The sequence below is a fragment of the Streptomyces sp. NPDC033221 genome (assembly GCF_055577005.1).
In genome coordinates this window covers 1-6,307 of sequence record NZ_JBVIQN010000084.1, presented here as the reverse complement: position 1 = coordinate 6,307, position 6,307 = coordinate 1, and the positions used below count along the sequence as shown (strand labels likewise).

Sequence of the window (6,307 nt, the reverse complement as noted above, 5' to 3'; positions counted from 1 at the left end):
GAGGTGACCACTGAGCCGCAGCAGGGCTGTGCGGTGCTGGTGGTCTCCAACACCGGCCCGGCCGTCCCGGCGTACGAGGTGGAAAACCTCTTCGAACCGTTCCGGCGCCTGCGCACGGAACGGACCGGCAGCGACAAGGGCGTCGGCCTCGGCCTGACGATCGTGCGTGCGGCGGTACGGGCCCACGACGGCACCACCACGGCCCGGCCCCGTGAGGGCGGCGGCTTGACCGTACGGGTGGTCCTGCCCTTGTGAGGGCCCCCGAGGCTCCGGCCCACCCCCTCCTCACCGCCCCGCCCCCACCTTCCGCCTCCTACCGGCTTCCTTCTCCCGCCGGGCTATTCCTCCACGCGCAGCGCGCCGGACGGACACAGAAACCCGGCTTCGAGAGCGGCGGCCCGGCTGTCGTCGGCCGGCTCGGACGTGAGGACCGTGACGATGCCGTCCTCGTCCTGGTCGAAGACATCCGGTGCGTTCAGCGCACACATGCCGGCGCCGATGCAGACCGTTCGGTCGGCGGTTACCTTCATCGTTTCCTCTTCCGCCGGGTCACCAGGTGACGGGGAGTTCGTTGACGCCCTGGATGGTGGTACCGGGACGCAGGTCCAGGCGCTCGACCGGGGTGGCCAGCCGCAGGGTGGGGATGCGGTCGAACAGCGCGGTGAGGATGATTTCGAGTTCGAGGCGGGCGAGGTTCTGGCCGAGGCATTGGTGGACGCCGTAGCCGAAGGCGAGATGGTGCCGGGCCGAGCGGTGGATGTCGAAGGCGTCGGGGTTTTCGAAGACCTCCGCGTCGCGGTTGGCGATGGAGTTGGTGACGATCACGCCTTCACCGGCCCGGATGAGCTGTCCGCCGACCTCGATGTCGGCGGTGGCGACGCGGCCGCCCGCGATGTCGGCGATGGCGAGGTAGCGCAGCAGTTCCTCGACGGCGCCGGGGACCAGCGCCGGATCGGCGCGCAGGGCGGCGAGTTGGCCGGGGTGGTCGAGGAGGGTGATGACGCTGAGGGAGGTCATCGACGCGGTGGTCTCGTGGCCGGCGACGAGCAGGAGCAGGGCGTTGGAGATCAGTTCCTCGCGGTCGGTCGTGCCCTCCGCGCGCTGCCGCTCGACCAGAGCGCCGAGCAGCCCGGGCCCGGGCTCGGCCTCCAGCCCGGTGATCAGGTCGCCCAGGTACCGGTCCAGGTCGTCGCGTGCACCGGCCGCCTCCGCCGCGTCCATGGACTGCACCAGGCGCCTGCTGGCGTCCTGGAAGAAGTCGTGGTCGGCGTACGGAACGCCCAGCAGCCGGCAGATCACCATCGACGGCACCGGCAGCGCGAACTGGCTGACCAGGTCGGCGGGCGGCCCCGCGGCGAGCATCGAGTCGAGGGACCCGTGGACGATGCGTTCGATGTCCGGGCGCATGCCCTTGATGCGTTTGACGGTGAACTCACTGATCGTCATCCGGCGCCGCTTGCCGTGCTCCGGCGGGTCCATGCCGATGAAGGCCGGGCGGCGGTCGCGCAGCGCTTCTAAGCGCGGCGAGGTGAGCGGGAAGTCCGGGTGAGTGCGGTCGGAGGACAGCCGCGGATCGGCCAGCAGCTTGCGGGCGGCCTCGTGCTTGGTGACCACCCAGGCCTGGCGGCCGTCGTAGAGGGTCACCGGGCGCAGCGCGTCGTCTTCGTCGCGCAGCCGACGGTAGGAATCGGGCAACTGGTACGGACAGGTGCGATTGCTGGGGAAGGCGGGGGCGTCGGAGGTGGAGGGTGTTACGGAAGTCTCGGTCATCGGTCCCCTCAAAGGTTCTGACAGCCTCGTAAAGAACGGTCAGTTCTCTAACTGGGAGGCTAAAGTGTGCCCTTAGGGAACGCAACGTCCTCTCGGCATACTTTGCACAATCGAGGAGTCACGCTGTCACCGAACGCCGACGACCGGACCGACCCACCGGCCGCCGACCACCGCAAAGGACCGCGGCGCCGCGGCGAGGAGCTGGAGAACGCCATCCTGACGGCGGTCATGGACGAACTGGCCGAGGTGGGCTACGCCGCGCTGACCATGGAGCGCGTCGCCGTCCGGGCCCGTACGAGCAAGGCCGCCCTCTACCGCCGATGGGCCGGGCGCGCCGAACTGGTCGTGGACGCCTGCAAGTCCCGCGGCATCACCGGCATCGACCTGCCCGACACCGGCACGCTGCGCGGCGACATGATCGCCCTGCTGCGACGGATGTCCGACAAGATGGCCACCCCGATCGGCGGCGTCCTGCGCGGCCTGCTCGCGGAGATGACCCGCGACCCCGAATTCTCCAGGCTGATCCGCGAACGCGTCCACACCGTCGGCCCGGTGGTGGCCCGGGACATCCTCCAGCGGGCCGTCGAGCGTGGCGAGGTCGAGGAGTGGGTGCCGGGCTCGCGGCGGGCCTCCGTCGCCACCGACCTGCTGCGCAACGAGTTCCTGCTGTTCGGGGCGCCCGTCGCGGAAGAGACCATCATCGAGATCGTCGAAGACGTCTACCTGCCGCTGGTCCTGGCTCCGGCCCCGAGGCCGGCACTCCCGCCCCGTGCCGCCCGCGGTACCGCCGACGGCGCTGCTGAACGCCCCAAGCGCCCCGAGCAGCCGGAACGTTGCGAGCGCTCCGAGCCGTGACTCCGTGAACCCCGACGCCGGAACCTTCCCTTCGCACCCGGTCCGGGTCCTGGTGTCCGAGTCGGTCGGGCCGGACGTGTCGCGGTCCGCAATGCTCTCGCTCGCGTCTGCGGACCGCCTCCTAGGCCGAAGCGTCCCCGCGCTTGACGGTCCGCTGAGACGTCTTTCCGGAGGGCGCCGACAGGTCGTCCAGGTGCGCGAGCAGCACCTCGTGACACGTCCGCGCGTTCAGGCTCTCAGGGTGCAGGACCGCCCTGAGGCCGAGCCCGTCCAGGAGCGCAGTCAACCGCTCGGTCTCGATGTCGATGTCCAGGCCGGTCCGCAGGGCACCTGACGCGACGAGCCGGCTGAGCGCGCGGCGTACCAGGTTGCTCGTACCTTCGGCGGCCTGGCGCGACAGGTCGCCGAAGGCCGGGTTGGTGCGGGCGGCCGTGTTGAAGTCCAGGAAGACGGTGACCTCGGCGCGGCGCCGCTCGTCGAGCGGCAGAAGCTCGGCCAGGAACCCGGCCGCCAGCCGGAGCTGTACGGGGCGGGGGTGGCGGCCCAGGTCTCCGATGTGCTCGACGTGTTCGAGCAGCCGGCTCTCGACCCGGTCGAGCATCGACTGCATCGCGAAACGCATCAAGTCCTGCTGGCCGGCGAAGTAGTGGCGCAGCGATCCGATGTTCAGCCGGGCCTCGTCGGCGACCGCTCGCAGCGAGGTGCGCTGCAGACCTTCACGGACGACGACTCGGAACAAGGCGTCGACGACATGGCGGCGGCGCGCGTCCGGGTCTACGTGTCGGGGCATGAACCCTTTCTATCACGCTTGTGATACAACGGATTTATCACAAGCGTGACACAACGAGTGGAGGGTTGTCCGTGGAGACGTATCTCCATTTCATGCTCGTCAGGTTCGGCCTGATCGTAGGCGGCCTGGTGGTGCTGGCCCTGCTGATCTTCGCCATAGCCCTGGCTCTCAAACGCAGGGGCAGGCTCGACGATGTGCGCCGGTACACGGATCCCGCGGTACGGGCGGGGCTGCGCGCCGCTGCCCGGCGGCTGGAAGACGGGAGGAACGGGGAGTCCCGGCAGCGGCGGAAGGGCGGCCGGCGGTGACCGGCTCCGGAGCGGGGCCGTCTCTCGCGGCGGGGTCCCCGGAACTCCTTCACCACCTGCTGCTGGATCACGCGATCAAGGTCGTCATCGTGGTCGCGGCCCTGGGCGTCCTGGCCGTCGGGATGACGGTGATCTGGCGGAGGTCGGGGCGGCGCGATGACGGGTGACTGGCGGTGCGATGGCAGATGACTCACGAGTCGCGGTGCGCGTCTGCTCCTGAAAACGCGACACCCGCGAGTTCGTGACCCTGAACCAGGAGCTGATCGGCGAGGGCGACGCCGCCCTCTTCCCGACCACCGCCCGGGCCCTGGAGCAGCGCAACGCCATGCTGCGCAGTCTCAGCGCCACGCCCTCCGCTGAGCGACGACCGGTCCACTCGGCCCTCGTCCTGCCCGCATTCAAGTCCGCGACGTGAGCTGCGTGATCGATTAGCCCGATTCCCACGCGCCCGTGACCCCCGTGACCGCTGGCACCAAAGCATGCCTCGGAACCAGCCCCCGACGCCGACCGGCGAGCCGCCCCCGCGTGCTGCGCCACCACCCCGTCGTTGTGCCGCACCCCCGTGCCGCGTCACACCTCCGGTGTCGTGACGCACCCCCCCGTGCCGGACCCGCCGGCCGCGTCGTGACTTCGCACTCTCGTGGCCCGACTTTGATGCGCAGGCCCTTCACCTGGGATGAATCAAAAACGTACGGTGCATCGCATCATGCGTCGCGCATCCGGCAGTTGGCCGACACGCGTCATCTGCGCAGCGTGCGGGCCGTGCTGGGGTGGGCCGAAGATGATCGCCAGGGAAGGGGCGGGCACGGATGGGACGAAGGGAGCTTCCCCTGGACCCGGCCGCGGGCCCCGTGCAGCGTTTCGCTCACGAGCTGCGGGTGCTGCGCCAGGAGGCCGGCGGGATCACCTATCGGGCGATGGCGCAGCGGGCCGCGTGCTCGGCTCCGACGCTGTCCCGGGCCGCGTCCGGCGAGCAGCTTGCCTCGTTGGCCACGGTGCTGGCGTACGTCCGGGCCTGCGGCGGGGAAGAGGGGGAGTGGGAGGCGCGTTGGCGTCAGGCCGCGCGCGAGGCGGCGGCTGTGCCTCCGGAACGGGAGCAGGAGGAGGGAGGAGCCGAGCCGCCTTACAGAGGGCTGGCCCGGTTCGAGGCGGCGGACGAGGAACGGTACTTCGGCCGAGAGGCACTGGTCGCCAAGCTGGTGGACTGTGCGCTGGCGCACCGGCTGACGGTGGTGGGCCCGTCCGGCAGCGGCAAGTCCTCGCTGCTGCGCGCCGGCCTCGTGCCCTGGCTGCGGCGGGCCGCCGACCCGGCCCGGCGGCCCGCCGCGCTACGCCTGCTGACGCCCGGCCCCCGGCCGTTGGACACGTACCGTGCCCGCAGTGTCCCGGCCGACGGCGCGACCCGCGCGGTGCTCAGCGGCCAACCGACGCCGTCACGTCGGTGGCGTTCAGCCCCGACCGGCACACCCTCGCCTCCAGCAGTGACGACGGCACCGTTCGGCTCTGGGAGACCCGGACCGGCAAGTCCGGCGCGGCCCTGAGCGGCCACACCGGCGGAACGACGGCGATCGCCTTCAGCCCCGGTGGCCGCACGCTGGCCACCGGCGGCGCCGACGGCGCGCTGTGGCTGTGGGACATCCGCCGGCCCCGGGCCCGCACCACGCTCACCGGCCACACCGGGGACGTGACTTCCCTGGCCTTCAGCGCCGACGGGGACACCCTGGCCACCGGCAGCGACGAGGGCACCGCACGACTGTGGGAGACGCACACCGGCCGCGTACGGGCCGTCCTGGGCGGCCACAGCCGCGCGGTGCTGACCGTGGCGTTCAGCCCCGACGGGCGCACCCTGGCCACCGGCAGCGAGGACGGCACGGTCCGGCTGTCTGACACCGCCACCGGCCGCAAGCTGGCGACGTTCGACGCGGACGGCAGCGTGTTCACCGTGGCGTACAGCCCCGATGGCCGCACCCTGGCCACCGGCGGCGACAACCGCACCGTCCGGCTGTGGGACCTCGCCCCGGCCCGCCCCCGCGCGACCCTGCCCGGCCACGGCTGGTGGGTGACCTCGATGGCCGTCAGCCCCGACGGACACACGCTCGCCGTCGGCCAGTCGGACAACAAGGCGCACCTGCGGCGGCTGGACGTACCGGCCCCCGAGGAAGCCATCGACAGGACCTGTCACACCGTCAACCGCGACCTGACCCGCCAGGAACGCGGCACCTACCTGCCGGACCCACCCGACCATGCGGCCTGCGAGGGGTGAGCGGGGGACCCGGGGGGGTGCGGTCGTGGCCCTGCTGTGCGAGCACGAGCAGCGCGGCCACCGCTCCGGCGGCCAGGATGTGGGACAACACCGTTTATGGGACCCGGAACAGCACAACGCCGACGGCAGCACGTTCCATCGCGCTGCTGGCAAATGCATGCGATTCGATGAACGGTCTATCGGAAGACAGCGACCGTGTGGGTGATCGTGCGACTGAGCGTGCAGAGCCTAGGAGTTGTCTTCAAATGTCACGCCCACATCAGGAGCGATGCAAGGGTGACGGCTGCTCGGTAGGACTCGGCGGTCTTCTCGTAGCGGGTG

9 protein-coding genes and 1 pseudogene are annotated in these 6,307 nt (G+C 71.1%); 7 read left to right on the top strand and 3 right to left on the bottom strand.

Annotation, left to right across the window (positions count from 1 at the left end; genetic code table 11):
- The coding region (locus ACZ53K_RS42460; protein ID WP_468848450.1) for an ATP-binding protein at positions 1-255 on the top strand (255 nt) is incomplete at its 5' end.
- An 83-nt stretch (positions 256-338) separates the two neighbouring features.
- Here the strand turns inward: ACZ53K_RS42460 and ACZ53K_RS42455 are convergent.
- Together ACZ53K_RS42455 and ACZ53K_RS42450 are read right to left on the bottom strand one after the other, a co-directional pair.
- Positions 339-530, bottom strand: a complete 192-nt coding sequence (locus ACZ53K_RS42455; RefSeq protein ID WP_468848447.1) for a ferredoxin — start codon at positions 528-530, stop codon at positions 339-341.
- A gap of 19 nt (positions 531-549) precedes the next feature.
- Complete coding sequence (locus ACZ53K_RS42450; RefSeq protein WP_468848444.1) at positions 550-1,770, bottom strand: cytochrome P450; 1,221 nt, start codon at positions 1,768-1,770, stop codon at positions 550-552.
- 102 nt (positions 1,771-1,872) lie between these two features.
- Between ACZ53K_RS42450 and ACZ53K_RS42445 the strand changes: the two genes are divergently transcribed.
- On the top strand, positions 1,873-2,625 hold the full coding sequence (locus ACZ53K_RS42445; RefSeq protein ID WP_468848441.1) for a TetR/AcrR family transcriptional regulator: 753 nt from the start codon (positions 1,873-1,875) through the stop codon (positions 2,623-2,625).
- 121 nt (positions 2,626-2,746) lie between these two features.
- On the opposite strand, the gene ACZ53K_RS42440 is transcribed toward ACZ53K_RS42445, so the two are convergent.
- Positions 2,747-3,415 carry a TetR/AcrR family transcriptional regulator gene (locus ACZ53K_RS42440; protein ID WP_468848438.1) on the bottom strand — a complete coding sequence of 223 codons (669 nt, stop codon included), beginning with the start codon at positions 3,413-3,415 and terminating at the stop codon, positions 2,747-2,749.
- Between the two features lie 71 nt (positions 3,416-3,486).
- Here ACZ53K_RS42440 and ACZ53K_RS42435 point away from each other — a divergent pair, with 71 nt between their 5' ends.
- The 5 genes and pseudogenes from ACZ53K_RS42435 (at position 3,487) to ACZ53K_RS42415 (ending at position 5,986) form a co-directional block, all read left to right on the top strand.
- Positions 3,487-3,723 (top strand): hypothetical protein, encoded by a 237-nt coding sequence (locus ACZ53K_RS42435; protein WP_468848436.1) that lies wholly within the window; start codon positions 3,487-3,489, stop codon positions 3,721-3,723.
- Positions 3,720-3,890 (top strand): hypothetical protein, encoded by a 171-nt coding sequence (locus tag ACZ53K_RS42430; protein ID WP_468848434.1) that lies wholly within the window; start codon positions 3,720-3,722, stop codon positions 3,888-3,890. The genes ACZ53K_RS42435 and ACZ53K_RS42430 overlap by 4 nt, the downstream gene beginning before the upstream one ends.
- A 53-nt stretch (positions 3,891-3,943) precedes the next feature.
- Positions 3,944-4,138: pseudogene (locus ACZ53K_RS42425) on the top strand (FAD-dependent oxidoreductase); the annotation flags it as partial.
- A 394-nt stretch (positions 4,139-4,532) separates the two neighbouring features.
- Positions 4,533-5,264, top strand: coding sequence for a helix-turn-helix domain-containing protein (locus ACZ53K_RS42420; protein WP_468848431.1), 732 nt, complete (start codon positions 4,533-4,535; stop codon positions 5,262-5,264).
- Entirely contained in the window at positions 5,165-5,986 is an 822-nt protein-coding gene (locus ACZ53K_RS42415; protein ID WP_468848428.1) for a WD40 repeat domain-containing protein, read from the top strand. The genes ACZ53K_RS42420 and ACZ53K_RS42415 overlap by 100 nt, the downstream gene beginning before the upstream one ends.
- Positions 5,987-6,307: the final 321 nt, after the last annotated feature.

What these genes read in the sequence shown, in the direction of transcription:
- ACZ53K_RS42455 (WP_468848447.1), bottom strand. Translation starts at nt 530, where the DNA reads ATGAAGGTAACCGCCGACCGAACGGTCTGCATCGGCGCCGGCATGTGT.
- ACZ53K_RS42450 (WP_468848444.1), bottom strand. Translation starts at nt 1,770, where the DNA reads ATGACCGAGACTTCCGTAACACCCTCCACCTCCGACGCCCCCGCCTTC.
- ACZ53K_RS42440 (WP_468848438.1), bottom strand. Translation starts at nt 3,415, where the DNA reads ATGCCCCGACACGTAGACCCGGACGCGCGCCGCCGCCATGTCGTCGAC.
- ACZ53K_RS42420 (WP_468848431.1), top strand. Translation starts at nt 4,533, where the DNA reads ATGGGACGAAGGGAGCTTCCCCTGGACCCGGCCGCGGGCCCCGTGCAG.